The sequence below is a fragment of the Nocardioides sp. SRI_004 genome (genome assembly GCF_057586415.1).
This window is the reverse complement of record NZ_JBYCZV010000019.1, coordinates 1-15316: the sequence shown is the minus strand read 5'-3', so window position 1 is coordinate 15316 and position 15316 is coordinate 1. Positions and strand designations below refer to the sequence as shown.

At 71.7% G+C, this 15316-nt stretch carries 13 protein-coding genes; 7 read left to right on the top strand and 6 right to left on the bottom strand.

The annotated features are described in order from the left end of the window. Positions 1-13: 13 nt before the first annotated feature. From AC2YHB_RS21625 to AC2YHB_RS21615, 3 genes are read left to right on the top strand one after another with little or no spacing between them, the layout of a single operon-like run. Positions 14-913, top strand: a complete 900-nt coding sequence (locus tag AC2YHB_RS21625; protein ID WP_179650380.1) for an ABC transporter ATP-binding protein — start codon at positions 14-16, stop codon at positions 911-913. Beyond that, a complete protein-coding gene (locus tag AC2YHB_RS21620) occupies positions 910-1989 on the top strand; it encodes an ABC transporter permease (RefSeq protein WP_179650382.1) in 1080 nt (359 codons plus the stop codon). The genes AC2YHB_RS21625 and AC2YHB_RS21620 overlap by 4 nt, the downstream gene beginning before the upstream one ends. Before the next feature lie 56 nt (positions 1990-2045). Continuing rightward, positions 2046-4109 (top strand): cation:proton antiporter, encoded by a 2064-nt coding sequence (locus AC2YHB_RS21615; protein ID WP_179650384.1) that lies wholly within the window; start codon positions 2046-2048, stop codon positions 4107-4109. Positions 4110-4114: 5 nt separating this feature from the next. Here AC2YHB_RS21615 and AC2YHB_RS21610 read toward each other — a convergent pair whose 3' ends face one another. The 4 genes from AC2YHB_RS21610 to AC2YHB_RS21595 are packed head-to-tail and all read right to left on the bottom strand — an operon-like array spanning position 4115 to position 9331. After that, the gene (locus AC2YHB_RS21610) at positions 4115-5896 is read right to left on the bottom strand and encodes a hypothetical protein (RefSeq protein WP_179650385.1); all 1782 of its coding nucleotides are present in this window, start codon (positions 5894-5896) and stop codon (positions 4115-4117) included. A gap of 7 nt (positions 5897-5903) precedes the next feature. Beyond that, complete coding sequence (locus AC2YHB_RS21605; RefSeq protein WP_179650386.1) at positions 5904-7232, bottom strand: FHA domain-containing protein; 1329 nt, start codon at positions 7230-7232, stop codon at positions 5904-5906. 4 nt (positions 7233-7236) lie between these two features. After that, positions 7237-7671, bottom strand: a complete 435-nt coding sequence (locus AC2YHB_RS21600) for a hypothetical protein (RefSeq protein ID WP_179650387.1) — start codon at positions 7669-7671, stop codon at positions 7237-7239. 43 nt (positions 7672-7714) lie between these two features. Next, positions 7715-9331 (bottom strand): FAD/NAD(P)-binding protein, encoded by a 1617-nt coding sequence (locus AC2YHB_RS21595; RefSeq protein WP_207009980.1) that lies wholly within the window; start codon positions 9329-9331, stop codon positions 7715-7717. Positions 9332-9507: 176 nt separating this feature from the next. On the opposite strand from AC2YHB_RS21595, the gene AC2YHB_RS21590 reads away from it, so the two are divergent. Together AC2YHB_RS21590 and AC2YHB_RS21585 are read left to right on the top strand one after the other, a co-directional pair. Continuing rightward, entirely contained in the window at positions 9508-10320 is an 813-nt protein-coding gene (locus AC2YHB_RS21590) for a protein kinase domain-containing protein (protein WP_036541195.1), read from the top strand. After that, positions 10320-11849, top strand: coding sequence for a hypothetical protein (locus AC2YHB_RS21585; RefSeq protein WP_179650388.1), 1530 nt, complete (start codon positions 10320-10322; stop codon positions 11847-11849). The genes AC2YHB_RS21590 and AC2YHB_RS21585 overlap by 1 nt, the downstream gene beginning before the upstream one ends. A 16-nt stretch (positions 11850-11865) precedes the next feature. Here the strand turns inward: AC2YHB_RS21585 and AC2YHB_RS21580 are convergent, their stop codons facing one another. After that, positions 11866-12735 carry a protein phosphatase 2C domain-containing protein gene (locus tag AC2YHB_RS21580; protein ID WP_179650389.1) on the bottom strand — a complete coding sequence of 290 codons (870 nt, stop codon included), beginning with the start codon at positions 12733-12735 and terminating at the stop codon, positions 11866-11868. Then, positions 12732-13433, bottom strand: coding sequence for a vWA domain-containing protein (locus tag AC2YHB_RS21575; protein WP_051931451.1), 702 nt, complete (start codon positions 13431-13433; stop codon positions 12732-12734). Before AC2YHB_RS21575 ends, AC2YHB_RS21580 begins: the two co-directional genes overlap by 4 nt. A 117-nt stretch (positions 13434-13550) precedes the next feature. Between AC2YHB_RS21575 and AC2YHB_RS21570 the strand changes: the two genes are divergently transcribed. Beyond that, positions 13551-14879, top strand: coding sequence for a protein kinase domain-containing protein (locus AC2YHB_RS21570; RefSeq protein ID WP_051931453.1), 1329 nt, complete (start codon positions 13551-13553; stop codon positions 14877-14879). 10 nt (positions 14880-14889) lie between these two features. Further along, on the top strand, positions 14890-15316 hold a 427-nt coding region (locus AC2YHB_RS21565), incomplete at its 3' end, for an FHA domain-containing protein (RefSeq protein WP_487354604.1).

The following is a 15316-nucleotide window of genomic DNA, read 5'->3' as shown; positions in this document are numbered from 1 at the left end:
TAGGGTCGCGGTGATGTCCGCGATCGACGTGCAGGACCTGACCAAGCGCTACGGCGACCTCACGGCCGTCGACGGCGTGACGCTCCAGGTCGCCGAGGGTGAGTTCGTCGGCGTCCTGGGGCCGAACGGCGCCGGCAAGACGACCCTGCTCGAGATGATCGAGGGGCTGCGGAAGCCCGACGGCGGCGAGGTGCGGTTGCTGGGGGAGCCGGTGTGGCCGCGGAACCCGCGGCTGCAGCCGCGCATCGGCGTCCAGCTGCAGGCCTCGTCGTTCTTCGAGCGGCTCACCGCGCGCGAGCAGATCCGCACCTTCGCCAGCCTGTACGGCGTCGGCGCCGGTCCCGCGGACGAGTGGCTCGAGCGGGTGGGGCTCACCGACAAGGCCGGCGCACGGGTGGAGGACCTCTCCGGGGGCCAGGCCCAACGGCTGTCGATCGCCTGCGCGCTGGTGCACGACCCGGAGCTGGTCTTCCTCGACGAGCCGACGGCCGCACTCGACCCCCAGGCGCGGCGCAACCTGTGGGACCTGCTGTCGTCGATCAACGAGAGCGGGCGCACGGTCGTACTGACGACGCACTACATGGACGAGGCGGAGGTGCTCTGCGACCGGGTGGCGGTCATGGACCGCGGCCGGATCCTGCAGTTCGACACCCCGGCGGCGCTGGTGCGCGGCCTGGACGCACCCGCGCGGATCACGGTCGCCCCCGGCACGCTGACGGCGGACCAGGCGGCGGCGATCCCCGGCGTGAGCGATGCTGCCGAGGACCTCGACGGCGTGGTCCTGGTGACCCGCGACCCGGCGGGCGTGCTGACCGCCCTCGCGGCCGGGGACCACCTGGCCGGGGTGAGCGTGCGCACCGGCACCCTCGAGGACGTCTTCCTGTCGCTGACCGGACGGGAGTACCGGGCATGAGCCGTCGCCTCGAGGGCTCGCCCTTCCTGGCCCTGTCCGTCGCGATCCTGCGCGGCTTCCTGCGCGACCGCGCCGCCGTGTTCTTCGCCGTCGTCTTCCCCCTGATGTTCCTCGTGCTCTTCGGCGGCCTGCTCGGCAACCAGGACCAGTCGAAGGTCGACCTGGTCAAGGTCGGCGCGGTGCCGCTGGTCGACGAGCTCCCCGACGACGCGCGGGCGGCCTTCGACCACACCTTCGAGGTCACCGACGAGGACGACCTCGCCGCGGCGCTGGAGGAGGTGCGCAAGGGCGACGCCGACGTCGCGATCGAGCAGCGCGGCGACGAGCTGGTCGCGCACTACACCCAGACCGACCAGGTGAAGGCCGCGGTCACCCAGGGCACGCTGCGGGCCTTCGTGGACGGGGCCAACGTGGCGGCGACCGGCGAGCCGCCGACGTACACGTTCACCGCGGAGCGGGTCGAGGACGACTCGCTCTCGGTGATCCAGTTCGTCACCCCCGGGCTGCTCGGCTGGGCGGTCGCGATGAGCGCGGCCTTCGGGTCGGCCGCGACCCTGCAGGGCTGGCGGCAGTCCAAGCTGCTCCGGCGCCTCCAGCTGGCACCGGTCGGCACCGGCACGATCGTCGGCGCCCGGGTCGCGGTGACCCTGCTGATCGCGCTCGGCCAGCTCGCGATCTTCCTCGGGCTGGGCGCCGCGGCCTTCGGCCTCCGGCTGACCGGTTCGTGGTGGATGTCCGTGCCGCTCGTCGTCGTCGGCACGCTGTGCTTCATGGCCATCGGGCTGCTCGCCGGTGCGCTCGCGAAGACCACCGAGGGTGCGGTCAACCTCGCCAACTTCCTCGTGCTGCCGATGGCCTTCCTCAGCGGGTCCTTCTTCCCGCTCGACGGCGCCCCGACGTGGCTGCGGCGGCTCTCGGACCTGTTGCCGCTCAAGCACCTCAACGAGGGCATGCTCGACGTGATGGTGCGCGGCGAGGGGCCGGCCGCGGCCGTCGTACCGCTGGTCGTGCTGGCCGGCTTCGCGGTCGTGGTGACCCTGCTGGCGGCGAGATTGTTCCGTTGGGAGACGGCGTGAGGCGCAAGCCCTAGGGTGTCTGTTGCTCCGACCGACGTCGTCCTCGAGGAGAACCCATGCCCGCCCCCACCGTGCTCGTGGCGCCGCCCGCGACGGGACCCGTGCTCGACATCGCCGTCGTGCTCGGCCTGCTGGCGCTGATCATCGTCGTCGCGCGGATCGCCGGCACGCTGGTCGCCAAGGTCGGCATCCCGCCCGTCGTCGGGGAGATCGCCGCCGGTGTGCTGCTGGGCCCGAGCCTGCTCGGGATGGAGCTCAGCAACGACCTCTTCCCGACCGACCAGCGAGGCTTCCTCGACGTGCTCGCCCGCGTCGGCCTGGTGCTGTTCATGTTCGTGGTCGGGCTCGAGCTCGACCTGAAGCTGATCAAGGGCCGCGAGAAGGTCGCCGGGGCGGTGTCGGTCTGCTCGATCATCCTGCCGTTCTCGCTCGGCATCGGGCTGGCCCACCTGTTCGTCACCAGCGACGCCACCAAGGCGCTCAAGCCCGAGGGCGCGGACTTCTGGCCGTTCGCGCTCTTCATGGGCGCGGCGATGTCCATCACCGCCTTCCCCGTCCTCGCCCGGATCCTCACCGACCGCCGGATGCACCGCACGGAGACCGGAGGCCTCGCGCTGGCCTGCGCGGCGACCGACGACATCATCGCCTGGACCCTGCTGGCCGTCGTGCTCGCGATCGCAGGCGTCGACGGCGGCCACGGACACCTCCCGAGCTGGGCGATCTACCTCGCGATCCCGTTCGTGCTGCTGGCGATCTTCGTGGTCCGGCCCGCGCTCACCTGGCTCACCCGGGCCTACCACCGGGCCGGCGAGCTGACGCCGACGATCCTCTCGGTCGTGCTGGTCGGGATGCTGCTGTTCGCGGCCACCACCGAGGTGCTCGGCATCCACTACATCTTCGGCGCGTTCCTCTTCGGCGCGATCATCCCGCACGAGCAGGCCGCCGCCCTCCGCCACGAGATCCTGGTCCGGCTCGAGCAGATCTCGGTGCTCCTGCTCCTGCCCGTGTTCTTCCTGATCTCCGGCCTCAAGGTCAACATCCAGGGCCTCGGCACCGAGCACATCGTGCCGCTGCTGGCGATCCTGGCCGTGGCGATCGTCGGCAAGTACGTCGGCGCCTACGTCGGTGCGCGGTTGCAGAAGGTCCCGCACTGGCAGGCCAGCTCGCTCGGCCTGCTGATGAACACCCGCGGCCTGACGGAGCTGATCATCCTCAACGTCGGCCTGGAGAAGGGCCTGCTGTCGCCGGAGCTGTTCACGCTCATGGTGATCATGGCCCTGGTCACCACGGTGATGACCGGCCCGTTGCTCGGCTTCACCTACCCGCAGCGCCGGGTCGCGCGCGACATCGCCGAGGCCGAGCGGGCCGCGCTCGGCGAGGAGGCCGTCGACCGGATCCTCGTCCTCGCCCACGACGGCCAGGACAACCGGCTGCTCGTCGACCTGGCCATCGGCGCGCTCGGGGGCGCCCGTCCGGCCGAGATCGTGATCGCGGACCTGACCCCGCAGGGCCGCGCCCTCGAGGTCGGCAGCGGCATGTCGCTCGACCTCGCCGAGATGGCCGCGGCCATGGAGCGCCAACAGGTCCTGGTCCACCACGGTGAGGGCCAGGGCGTCCCGGTGCGGGTCATCGCCCACCCCTCGGCGGACGTCCAGGAGGACCTCGTCGAGCTCGTCGGGGTGCTGCAGCCCCAGGGCCTGGTGGCCTGGTCCGACGACCCGTCGCTCGACGCCGTCGTCGCGGCCAACGAGTCGCCCGTCGTGGTGGCTCCAGCGGGGACCCCGGTCCCGGACGCGGACGCGCCGGTCGTCGTACACGGGAGCAATGACACGGACGGCGACGCTGCGATCGTGCTCGGCGCGCGCCTGGCCCTCGTGCGCGGGACGACCCTGGAGGTCCGCGGCGACGGTCGCCGCACCACGGCAGCCCGCACGGCGCTGGCCGCGCGGGGCGTGCGGGTGGTCGACGCCGCCGAGGACGCCGGACCACTGGCCGCCGCGCCCCTCGTCCTGTCGGCCGCGTCCGCGGGGCAGGGCGGGATCACCGTGCGGGCCGAGCTGGACGCCGCGCCGACCGACTTCGCGACGGTCACCCTCGGCGAGGTCGCCGCCCCGGCCTGACGCCGTCAGCGGGTGATGCCGAAGCGCTCGGAGAGCGTGGTCCAGAACGACTGGTCGACGTCGGCCTGCCGGGCGAGGGCGACGTGGACGAGGTCCATGTCGGCGCGGAGCACGGCACGGGCGGCGGCGTGCCCGGGGTCGGCATGGCAGGCGTTCTCGATGGCGCTCGCCACCGTTGACAGCATGACGAGGTGGTCGACCTCCTGCTGGGGAGCGGGTTCGTGGTCCTGCTGCCGTCGTCGGCTCTCGGCCTCGAGCGCTGCCTCGGCCTGCGCGAGCCGAGCCGCGGTGGCCGGCGTCATGGTGGCCACCGCACCCCGCCCGAACTGTCCCAACGTCACGGCGAAGTCGGGGTCCTGGTCGACGCCGGCCGCGCGGGCGAGGAAGGTGGCCACCCACTCCGCCAGTTGCCGTTGACGTGCCGGCGCGAGGGTGCGGGCGGCCTCGTGGGCCTCCAGCCTGGGCACCATCAGGGCCGATCCCGACGGATGGGCGGCGAGGAAGCGCCGGACCAGCTCGGCGGAGAACTGCTCGCGTCGGGTCCCGCCCTCCAGCCGGCTGACCGCGTCCATGGTGCCGAAGGCCGCGTGGACCGTCCGCCAGACCGAGGTGGTGGCGTCAGGATGCACGGCAGCCTCGCAGGTGCCCGATGCCCACTGCTGGACGTTCAGGGTCCGGTAGCGGCTCTCCGAGAACATGTGGTCCGGATCCGTCTCGTCGTCCGGGGCGTCCCAGTCGTCGAGCTCCTCGGCGAGGCTGCCGTCGCGCAGGGCCCGGAACTCGGGGCTCTCCTCGAGGTGGCGGACGATCTCGTCCCACTCCGGGTCGCCGGGACCGACCGATCGCGCGGATGCGGTCCCGCCCTCGGCGTCGCTGGACACCACGACGTTGACGTTCACAGCCCAGCTCTCGCCGTCCTCGTCGTCATCGTCCCCGTAGCCCACGATCTCCTGCCAGTCGTCCTCGTGCTCCTTGAGGTTCTCCTCGGAGATCGCGCGATCGATCGCACCGAAGCGCTTGCGAGCCTGCTCGGGCAGCGGAGCGGGCGACGCGGACCTGAGTAGCTCGACCACGCAGCGGAAGTCGGGATCGTCGGCGAGCCCGCTCGCGGCGAGCACCTGGTCCACCGACCACGCCACCACCTCGCGCTGGGTCGGCGCGGGCAGCGCAGCGAGCGCGGTGACCAGCTCCGGGTACTCGCGGGCGAGCGCCGTCGATGAGGTGGTGTCGGCCTCCACGGACGCCGGCATCGGGTTGATCCTCACGACGTCCGTCCTGTCGACGTCGTGCCGCCCGAAGGCCACGCCGGTGAAGAGGTGGACCATCGCCGACCCGAGCGCGATCGGGTCGACCTCCTCGTCGTCCACGTGGGGAAGGACGAGCGCCCGGACGTCGGGTGGGAGGTCGCCCAACTCCTCGTCGTCGTACGGCGGGAGCTCCATCGAGGCCACCATCCGGCCCGCCTCCGCGCAGGCGAAGCGGATGCCGACGTTCTCGTTCCAGTAGACCGACGCGGCGCGGCCGTTCGGCGCGGCGAACGACGCCGGCACCAGGACCTCCGGGCGGTTGCCCTGGTAGCCGTTGGGCTCGACCGTCAGCGATCCACCGCCGAGCAGGCGGTGGAAGGCAGCGATGTCCTGGAGCTCGTCCTCGTCGACCGGCTCGTCGGGATCCGCGCCGAACAGCTCCATGAGCCTGGCCGGCGGCAGCCCCCCGACCACCGTGATGCAGGCGGCGACGTCGCCGACGACGTCGACGACCCAGCCGTACCGAGCCGCCGTGGTCATCGATGCATCAGCTGGAAGCGCCGGCGTGCGTGTTGAACGCCAGCGTGCGGTGCCCGATCCGGACCCGCGTGCCCTGCACGAGGACCTGCTCGGTGCCGGGCGGCATGCGCACCCAGTCCGGGGTCTTCGGGACGTGCACGAAGGTGCCGTTGGTCGAGTTGTTGTCGATCAGCACGACGTCCCAGCCCCGCATCTCGAGGCGTGCGTGCACGCGGGAGACCTGGTTGGACTGGTCGATGATCGGCAGCGGCCGGAACTCGCCCGACCCGATCCGCGGGTCGGCGTTCGGGTCGCGGCCCAGGAGGTAGGGGGTGTCCAGCTGGAACACCGCGCCGTCGTCGAGCACGATCACGCCCAGCGGCGGCCGTGGTCCGTTCACCAGCACCGGCGTCTGCTGGACCATGTTGATGCCGCAGACTGCGCAGAAGAGCACGCGCGGGTCGTTGAAGTGGCGGTTCTTGCAGTAGACGCCGCGGACCTGCTCCTGCGCCGCCTCGTCGACGACCTGTGAGGCGTCCTCGACGATGGGGAGCGGCTCGAAGTCGTCCATGTCCTCGTCGACGTCGTCGATGAGCACGGACTGGAAGCTGACCTGCTCGTCCGCGGGCTGCGGCGGCAGCGGGCGTCCCGCCACGGGCGGGACCGGCGCCGGGGGAGCGGGCGGGGCCGGCGGTGCGGCCACGACCGGCTCGGGCGCCGTGTCGGGCTCGGGAGCCTCGGGCTCGGCGGCGGGCGGCCGGTGGGCGGTGTGCCCGTGCCCGTGGTCGTGCCCGTGCTCGTGGTCGTGCACGGCCTCCGGCGCCGCCTCGGGCGCCTCCGCCATCGCCGGCTCGGCCGGCGCCATGACGGCAGCGGCCGTGCCGGAGCCGAGGGCGAACGAGCCCGCGGGGATCACCCCACCGTCGAGTCGGTACGACGACCCGTCGGCCGGCGCGGCAGCGCCCGCCAGCGTCACGCTGACGGACTCGACCGGCCAGGGGATCAGCCGCTCGACCCAGGCCAGCGAGTCGGCGCCGCTGAAGGAGTCGCCGTCGACGGTGACCGTGACGTCGCCGTCGACGAAGACCGCCAGGCCCGTGGTGTGGGGCGCGATGGCGGCGAAGCCGGGGGACTGGTCGACCGCGGTCGACAGCATCAGCGCGTAGCCGCGGACCAGCTGGCGGCCCTGGCCACCGTTGGCCGCGACGATCTCGGCGTGCTCGAGATAGGGCTTCACGACCTCCGGGTCGCTCGACCCGACGAGGAGCACCACGGACCCGATCCGGGCGAGGGTGCCCTCGCCGGGGCCGGGCACGATGCTCGCGCGGGACCAGTCGTCAGCAGTAGTGGCAGCCATGGCGTCACACGATCCTTCCACCGAAGAAGCGCCAGCGAATGAACGGAACGCGCATCGGGCCGTTGGTCCAGACCCAGATGACGAACCAGATGACGGCGAAGTCGATGAAGAACGCCCAGAAGGGCACGCCGTCGGAGGGGTAGTCGATGCCGGGGACGAGCTCGAGGTCGAGCAGCAGCCAGACCAGCGCGCCCTCGTTGATCGCGGTGATCAGGCCGAACATCGTCGGCCAGTCCTTCTCCCACCGGAACTGCTGGATGACGTGGTAGATCAGCTCCCAGACGATGCCGAGCACCAGCACCGCCGCCAGGATGATGTACGTCGTCCGGTAGTCCGGGTCGCCGGGCAGGATCGGCGTCAGGGCCAGCGTGATCAGCCCGCCGAAGACGACGAGCATGAAGATCCGGGTCTGGATCCGTCCGTTGAGGGTGGGCAGCATCAGCGCGCTCCGGTGGTCGAGGCGGTCAGGACGGGGCGGGCGCTCACGGGTTGCTCCCCGCGAGCCACTTCCACCACTGCACGGTCGAGCGCACCGGTCCGATCCTCTTGCAGAACCCGCGCTTGTTGAGGTCGCCGTAGATCTCCTGCGCCGCGACCTGCAGGCCGAGGAAGGTGTCGACGCCGGGGAAGTAGCCGCCCAGCGTGGTCGCGCCGGAGGCGTACATGGCGCCGCCGCCCGAGGCCGTGCCGATCAGCTCGAAGTTGCGGTCCACGTTGAGCCGGCCGACCGGGTTGCGGCTGGCGCCGCCGTGGTCGAGCAGGTCCTTGAGCAGCCGGTGCTCGGCGATGTCGGCCTCGAGGCCGGTGCAGTCGATCACGAAGTCGACCTCGAGCGGCACGACGCCCTGCGCCGTACGGACCTGGTTGAGGATCCGCGAGCCGCTCGGCTCCATGGCATCGACCGTGCCCACCACGCAGTTGTACCAGCCCTCGCGGCGGCCCTGGTTCATCTGCCGCTGCCAGCTCTTGCGCCACGGGGTGTTGGTGCCACCCATCCGCTTGTAGAGCTCCGCGCGCTCCTCGCCCTCCAGGTTGCGCACCTGGGCCTTGAGCTGGCCGCCCCACACCGACTTCGGGTAGTTGAAGCCCTGGTAGGCCCAGCCGTTGCCGCCGCGGCGGCGCATCGTGACCCGGGTCCTGCCGCCACCGGGACGCGGGTCGGACTCGTTGCCGTAGCCGTCGTTGGTGCCGTTGATGTAGGTCCGGAAGAGGTGGACGATGTTGGTCTGCGCGCCGAACTTCTCGCGGTCGTCCATCAGCCGCTGCAGGATGCGGGAGGCGACGATGCCACCGCCGCGCACGAGCACGGTGCTGGGCTTCTGCACGAGCCGCTCGTAGACGTGCTCGTGGGCCTCGTAGGCGTTGACGATGTGCTGGTAGTCGTTGTTCTCGGTGCGGTAGCGCTGCAGCTCCGGCAGGAACTTAAGGCCCGGGTAGCCCACCGCGAGGTGGACGTACTGCGAGCGGAACGCGACGCGCTTGGTGGCCGACGCGCCCTCGGGCGGGGTCAGGATCGTGAAGTACCCGCCGCCGTACCGACGGCGCACGATCCGGACCAGGCCCTTGACGAGCATCTCGTCGTAGTTGATCCGCTTGGACTCGCGCTCGAGCTGCTCGAAGACGTTGCCGGCCTTCGGGGTGTAGTAGTCGGAGAAGATCGGCTCGCTGAACAGGCCCCAGAGCACCTTGAGGTTGAACTTCTTGACGCCCTCGGCGAAGCCGTACGACGGGAAGCCCCAGATGTTGTCGGGACGCGACGCCGAGTCGGAGCGGATCCGCTCGGGGCGCGGCACCTGCGAGACCCGGGTGAGGTACTCGTAGGTCTGCCACGGGAAGTCGAGGGTGCTCAGGACCCGCATCTGCGAGGTCGGCACGCCCGCGATGCGCAGGTAGTCGACCGTGACGAAGCTGCCGATGCCGCCGCCGACCGTCACGAAGGGGACGTCGACGATAGGGATGCCCGCGGCCGCGACGAGCTCGTCGGTCCAGAAGTCCGTCTGCAGCATCTGGTCGGTGAGGTCGCCGGTGATCGGCTGCGCCGGCAGGTACGTGGACGGATCGGTGGTGGGGACGACTGATGCCGCCGAGGGGTCGATCAACGGTGCCTCCTGGGTCGCTGATGGCGTCCGGAACGCTACACCGGCTACCCGGGGTCGCGCCCCATGAATCCTTGCACCACCAGCGGATCGAGTGGAGGGTTTCCGGGTGGAGAAGGGGTGGCAACGTGCCATGCTGGGACTTGGCCACCGGCCCGACCGACACCACGGAGGACCCTGTGCAGGGAATCGCTGACTACGAGTTCGTCCGCCCCCTGGGCGAGTCGAACTACGGGACCAACTATCTCGCCAAGGCGCCCGCACGGCTCGGGATCGGTGCCGGCGAGGTGGTCGTGAAGGTGATCGCCGGCCCGACGTCCGACGACGCCTTCCGCCGCGCGACGCGCGAGCTCAAGCACTTCAGCGTCGCCGACTCGGACCGCCTCGTCGCGGTCTACGACGCCGGCCGCCACGGAGGCGCGTTCTACTACGCGATGGAGTTCCTCCCGCTCGGCTCGCTGGAGAAGCCCCACGGTGAGTTCGGTACGGCGGCCCGCGTGGCCGCCGTCCGCGACGCGGCCCTGGCCGCCCACGCGCTGCACGAGCGCGGCATCGCCCACCGCGACATCAAGCCGGCCAACATCCTGCTCGCCGAGGACGGCGGCCGGCTGTCCGACCTCGGCCTCTCGCAGCTGCTCTCGCCGGGCATGGTGACGACGGGCCTGGGCCAGATCGGCCTGGAGTTCACCGATCCGGCGATCATGCTCGGCGCTCAGGCGTCGCGGGCCAGCGACATCTGGTCGCTGGGCGCCTCGCTGCACTTCGCGATCGCGGGCAAGGGGGTCTACGGCGACCTGAAGGGCACCGAGCCGCTGCTCCTGGTCCGCTCGATCCTCGCCTCGCAGCCGACCATCTCCGACCAGCTGCCGGCGAGCGCGCGCGAACTGGTCGAGGCGTCGCTGGCCACCGACGTCGCCGTCCGTCCCCGCACCGCCGCCGAGGTCGCCGACCGGATCTCGGGCATCCTCGCCGAGCTCGGCACCACGGTGTGATGGAGCTCCACGACGCGATCCGCTCCGTCGTCGTCCAGCACGGCAGCGCGATGCTGTCGGACGGCGCCGGCTTCCGGGGTGTCCTCGACGACGTGTTGGAGGAGGACCAGGCGACGACGGGTGACATCAACCTGCTCGTCGACGCCGTCCGCTTCGACGTGATGTCGCCGCTGGTCGCCATGATCGACAGCGGCGCCGACGTCTCCCGCGCCGTCGAGGAGGCCGGTGCGCGGCTGGCCCGTGAGCGGGGTGGGGACGACTCGGCCGCCGCGAGCTGGGCCGCAGCCGTGCTCGGCTACGCGCTCGGCAAGGTGCCCGAGGCGATCGTGCTGCGCTACCGCTCGCAGCGCCCGCCGAGCCACCTGCCGCCGCCGAGCACGCCGCCCACGACCCCGCCGGCGCCGCCCGTGCAGTCGCCGCCGCCCACGGTGTGGCCCGGGCAGGGGCAGCCTGCCCCGTCGGTCACGCCGGGCTACGGCTCCGCGCCGCAGCCGGTCGCGCCGGCGCCGTACACGGGCTATCCGGCGGCGCCGGGCTTCAGCTCCCCGCCGCCCCGCAAGGGCAAGGGCCCGGTCGTGTGGGCCGCCGCCGCGGTGGCGGGCATCGTCGTCGTCGGCGGCGTCATCGCCGGCGTCGTACTGGCGTCGAGCGGCGACGACGACCCGGGGAAGAAGTCGGACGAGAAGTCCGGCCCGAAGTCCCCCGAGGTCGACGTCGATCCGGCCGCCATCGACGGCCGCTACGACGCGCTGGCCTCGAAGATCACCGAGGGCGCGAGCGACTGCAAGGCGGCGACCGCCTCGTCCGGCGAGAAGGAGGTCGTCGAGTGCACGGTCAACGCCGGGACCCTGCGGCTGGTCACCTACGCCGACCAGGCCGCGGCCGAGGCGGCGCGCACGTCGCGGCTCGACTACCGCTCGGGCACGATGACGGCCGACAACGGTTCGACGGCGCTCTACGAGTTCGACCCTGAGCGCGGTGGGACCAGCGACCCCGCCGTCGTCTACTGGGACAGCACGACGGCCCTGCAGTCGGCGACGCTGACCGCCTCGGGCAGCGCCAAGATCGACGCCCTGACCACCCTGTACGACGCCACCTCGCCGCGCGTCGCCGTGCCGACCGCTCCCGCCCACCCGGTGCTGCGGGAGTTCATCGACATCAACATGGACGTGGCCGGATGCGAGCGGCAGCGCACCTTCTTCGAGGGCGAGACCGAGGAGAGCTCCTGCAAGGCCGACGTCGAGGGCATCGTCGTCAACGTCGGGCGCTACAACACCCGCAAGGGCATGGTCGAGGACCGCAAGTACTACAAGGGCAAGTACGACGAGGCCGCGACCCAGGGCGGCGGCGGCACGTGGCGCTTCGGCGAGGGCAAGGGCGAGGGCGCCTACTACGCCTACCTCGACGACGGCACGGCCGCGCTGTACTGGGACTGGAACAAGTCCGACTGCTACTGCTACGGCATCGCGTGGAGCTTCGAGGGGAAGCTGAAGAAGCTCGAGGACTGGTGGCCCGGCGAGGGCGAGTGACCGTCGGCCCGGGCTCCTAGCCCTCCGGCACCGGCACCGTGTCGGCGAGGTCCGGGCGGCTGACGCCGGCGATGTCGGAGCGCACCAGCAGCGCCATCGTCGTGTCGTCGCCGCCGACCTGGGCCGGCTCGGCGAGCCAGTCCGGCAGCTGCTCGCGGATCCAGTTCAGGCCGCGGCTGCGGCTGAACTCCAGCAGCTGCTCGCCAGTCTGGCGCCACCAGCCGTCGCTGTCGACACGGGGGCGGCCGAAGCCGTCGGTGCACAGGAACGCCAGCGCCACGTCGTCGACCTGGGCGTCCACCACGGCCGTCCGCAGCGCCTCCAGGGGGCGGGGCTGGCACAGCGAGCTGGTGTGCAGGCCGTCGAGGTCGGGGTCGTCGGGCAGCGGCCGGACGGCCTCGCCGTGCGCCGAGACCAGCACCGAGTCGCCGTCGCCGATCTGGAGGAAGAGCACGAGGTCGGCGACCGCGGCGGCGGCCAGGATCGTCGTACCGTAGGCGCGCAGGGGGTCCTCCCCGGCGCCGAGCGCCAGCTCGGCCTCGGAGTACGGGTTGGCCTCGAGGTGGTGGCGCACCTTCGCGGTCCAGGTGTCGACCAGGCCCTCGGCCGCCGTGCGGAGCAGCTCCTCGGCCGCGGCGTGGTCCGCCTTCGCCGCCACGTCGGGCAGGATCCGGCGCAGCTCCTCGACGGCGCTGACGACGGCGAGCGCGGCGCCTGTGTCGCTGCGGAAGTGGAGCTTGTGGCCGTGGCCGTCGGCCACCGCCACGACGGCGTGGCCGCCCTCGGGGTCGGTCCAGGTCAAGACGGCGTCCTGCAGGGGGAGCTCGTCACGGACGTGCACGGACCCGATCGAGGAGCCGGACAGCGTGGTCCAGCGAACGGTCATCCGAGGGTGCTCCAGATCGGGTCACCGATCGGGCTCGGGGGTGCCGCATTGACTCCGCTGCCCGGCCCGACGACGGGACGGGAGGCGACCTTGCTGGCGGCCTTGGACGCCCAGACGATGTACTCGACGAGCTGCTCGGGGTTGTCCGCGCGCAGCAGCGGCACGTCCTCGTCGCCGATGAAGCGGCGCATCGAGTGCATGTCCGCGTCACGGCCGACGCCGAGCGCGAGACGGACCGCGGTCGCGCCCCAGCGGTTGTTGAGCAGCGTCTGGAGGCCCTCCGCGAAGGAGATGCCGCTGCTCTGCGTCGGGCGGCCGTCGGAGACGAGGATGATCGCGGGCGGGAAGGCGCTGTTGCTCTCGTCGAGGTGGTCGAGCGCCTCGGCGAGCGTCTGCAGCGCGCTGCCGAGCTCGGTGAAGCCCCGCGGCACCGCCTCGAGGCGCTTCCAGTGGATCTGGTCCACCGGCGTGGGCTCCTCGATGATCCACTGCGGCTCGTTGGCGAACGCGAGGACGCGGACCAGGAGCTCGGCGTGCGGGTTGGCGCGCGCCTCGTCCTTGAGGTGGGGGAGCACCTCGGTGATGGCGTTGTTCAGCGCCTGGATGCGGCCGCCGCGCAGCATCGAGCCCGACACGTCGAGCACGAAGATGAAGTGCAGGGGCTTGCGCGCGAGCGCGCCACCGAGCCGGTCACTCATCGCGCCTCCTTCGGACGGCCGGGGTTGGCAGGGTCGTTGGTTTCAACTATCCCCGATCTGTCGAGGTTATAGCCTGTCACGGGTCAAGGAACGCGATAACGGAGGTCGGACACACCGATGGTGCTGGCAGAGGGTGTCGAGGTCGACCTCGGCCCGTTGGGGCGAGCCCGGGTGATGTCGCTGCTCGGGCAGGGAGGCCAGGGCTACGTCTTCGAGGTGCGTCGCGACTCCGGTGAGCCCTTGGCGCTGAAGTGGTACAAGCCCGAGAGCGCGACCGCCCAGCAGTACGACGAGATGCAGCAGCTGGTCGAGATCGGCTCCCCGCACCAGCGGTTCCTGTGGCCGTTGAGCATGGCGCGGGTCCCGACCGAGCCCAGCTTCGGCTATGTCATGCACCTGCGGCACCAGCGCTTCCTCGAGCTCAGCTACCTGCTGCTCAACGCCGACCGCGACGGCAAGCCGCTCGACGTGTCCTTCTCGTCGATCATCGAGCTGTGCCGCCAGCTGAGCTACAGCTTCCTGCGCCTGCACGCGCGGGGCCTGTGCTACCGCGACATCTCCTTCGGCAACGTCTTCTTCGACCCCGGCAACGGCGACGTGCTGATCTGCGACAACGACAACGTCGGGATCGACAACGGGACCGGGCGGGTGCTCGGCACGCCGTACTTCATGGCGCCGGAGGTGGTGCGCGACACGACCTACCGCACGCTGCCCAACACCGACACCGACCGGCACTCGCTGGCCGTCCTGCTCTTCTACTCGCTCTTCCTCGGCCACCCGCTCGAAGGAGCACGCACCGACGCGGGCATGCGCGACGCGCACTGGCTGATGACCCACTTCGGCACCGACCCGCTCTTCTGCATGCACCCGACGCGCACCGACAACCGGCCGGCGCAGATCGTGCAGCAGTACTGGAACATCTACCCGCAGTTCCTGCGCGACCTGTTCGTGCAGGCGTTCGTCGACGGCATCGACCAGCCGGGTGCGCGGGTCACCGAGGGCCAGTGGATCAAGGCGATGGACCGGCTGCGCGACGGCATCCTCGCCTGCCCGACCTGCGGCACCACGAACTTCTGGGCGCCGGGCGACGACACGGTGACCTGCTGGCAGGACGGCACGGAGTTCCGGCCGCCGTACCTCCTGCAGGTCGGGCGGCGCACCATCGCGGTCGGCCCGCAGAGCACGATCCGCTCCGACCACCTCACCTCGGGCACCGACCACCCGACCGTCCTGGCCCGCGTCCGGCAGCACCCCGACGCCCCGGACCGCTGGGGTCTGCACAACGCCTCCGACTTCTCGTGGCCCATCGCCTATCCCGGCGGACAGAACTTCCTGCTCGAGCCCGACCGCACGATCGAGCTGGTCGAGGGCGCGCGCATCCAGATCCGGAATTCCACCGTGCAGGTGCGTCGCCCGAGCGCGTCCGCCGCCGCACCGAACGCATAGGGTGACCGCCATGTCTGCTCTCGTGGTCGAGGTCGACGGCCGCGTCCTCCGACTGGACGGCAAGTCGTCGTACCGCATCGGTCGTGCCATCGAGGCCGACGTCGTGCTGACGGCCGGGTCCGTGTCCCGGCAGCACGCGGAGATCCGCCTCGTCGACGGGGCGTGGGTCCTGGTCGACGCCGGCAGCCAGTTCGGCACCTTCGTCGACGGCGAGCGGATCACGGAGCACGCCGTGGACCGCCGGATCGCCGTCCGCTGTGGTCCGCCCGCGCCAGGCGCGGAGCTGATGGTCGTCCCCGCCGAGCAGTACGACGACGCGTCGGCCACGCCCAGCGCCCCGGCCCCGCCCCCGCCCATGCCGGGCCCATCCCAGCTCGACGAGCCGACCAGCGTCCCGGCGGTCCCGGTCGCCCCGTCCGCGCCGCAGCCGACGAGCG

Excerpts from the sequence above, each read along its gene's own strand:
- AC2YHB_RS21575 (WP_051931451.1), bottom strand. The coding sequence starts at position 13,433 with ATGAGTGACCGGCTCGGTGGCGCGCTCGCGCGCAAGCCCCTGCACTTC.
- AC2YHB_RS21625 (WP_179650380.1), top strand. The coding sequence starts at position 14 with ATGTCCGCGATCGACGTGCAGGACCTGACCAAGCGCTACGGCGACCTC.
- AC2YHB_RS21570 (WP_051931453.1), top strand. The coding sequence starts at position 13,551 with ATGGTGCTGGCAGAGGGTGTCGAGGTCGACCTCGGCCCGTTGGGGCGA.
- AC2YHB_RS21610 (WP_179650385.1), bottom strand. The coding sequence starts at position 5,896 with ATGACCACGGCGGCTCGGTACGGCTGGGTCGTCGACGTCGTCGGCGAC.
- AC2YHB_RS21620 (WP_179650382.1), top strand. The coding sequence starts at position 910 with ATGAGCCGTCGCCTCGAGGGCTCGCCCTTCCTGGCCCTGTCCGTCGCG.
- AC2YHB_RS21600 (WP_179650387.1), bottom strand. The coding sequence starts at position 7,671 with ATGCTGCCCACCCTCAACGGACGGATCCAGACCCGGATCTTCATGCTC.
- AC2YHB_RS21615 (WP_179650384.1), top strand. The coding sequence starts at position 2,046 with ATGCCCGCCCCCACCGTGCTCGTGGCGCCGCCCGCGACGGGACCCGTG.
- AC2YHB_RS21585 (WP_179650388.1), top strand. The coding sequence starts at position 10,320 with ATGGAGCTCCACGACGCGATCCGCTCCGTCGTCGTCCAGCACGGCAGC.
- AC2YHB_RS21605 (WP_179650386.1), bottom strand. The coding sequence starts at position 7,232 with ATGGCTGCCACTACTGCTGACGACTGGTCCCGCGCGAGCATCGTGCCC.
- AC2YHB_RS21580 (WP_179650389.1), bottom strand. The coding sequence starts at position 12,735 with ATGACCGTTCGCTGGACCACGCTGTCCGGCTCCTCGATCGGGTCCGTG.